At 65.5% G+C, this 617-nt stretch carries 1 pseudogene; it reads right to left on the bottom strand.

Going from position 1 to position 617, the window contains the following annotated elements:
- Positions 1 to 569: pseudogene (locus ACWKV9_RS27685) on the bottom strand (hypothetical protein); the annotation flags it as partial.
- Positions 570 to 617: the final 48 nt, after the last annotated feature.

Genomic DNA, 617 nt, shown 5'->3' with positions numbered 1-617 from the left:
ACCTCGCCGTCGCCGGGCACCATGTCGCCGGCTTCGATGAGGACGATGTCGCCACGGCGCAGCGCGGTGGCGACGCGCGATTCCACGCGGTCACGACGGTGCGGGTCTGCCAGCACCTTGGCTTGCACGGTGGTCTTGATGCCGCGCAGCGATGCCGCCTGCTGCTTGCTGCGGCCCTCGGCCAGCGCCTCGGCAAAGTTGGCGAACAGCACCGTGAACCACAGCCACACCGACACGGCGAGGATGAAGCCAGCCGGCGCTTCAGCCTGACCGCGCAGCGCCATGATCCACAGGATGGTGGTGAGGATGCTGCCGACGTAGACGACAAACATCACCGGGTTCTTGGCCTGCGCGCGCGGCGACAGCTTGCGGAAGCTATCGACAATGGCGGGCTTGACCAGCGCCGACGAGAACATCGATAGCTTGCGCACCTCCTTGGCAGACAGCGTCTTGTGCGGGCCGTGCGCCTGCGGCTCGGTGGCTGCGACAGTACCAGTACCGGCGGTGGGCTCAAGCTTGTGCTTGACCGTACGCACAGCCGGTTCGGATTCGGGATAACGGATAGCCATAAGGCACCTGTTGATATTGGGTAGACGACTCGCCGTGCGCTTAGCGGG

It is taken from the genome of Pseudomonas corni (genome assembly GCF_057128765.1).
The sequence above is the reverse complement of the archived record's forward strand: the minus strand, read 5'-3'. Positions and strand labels throughout refer to the sequence as shown.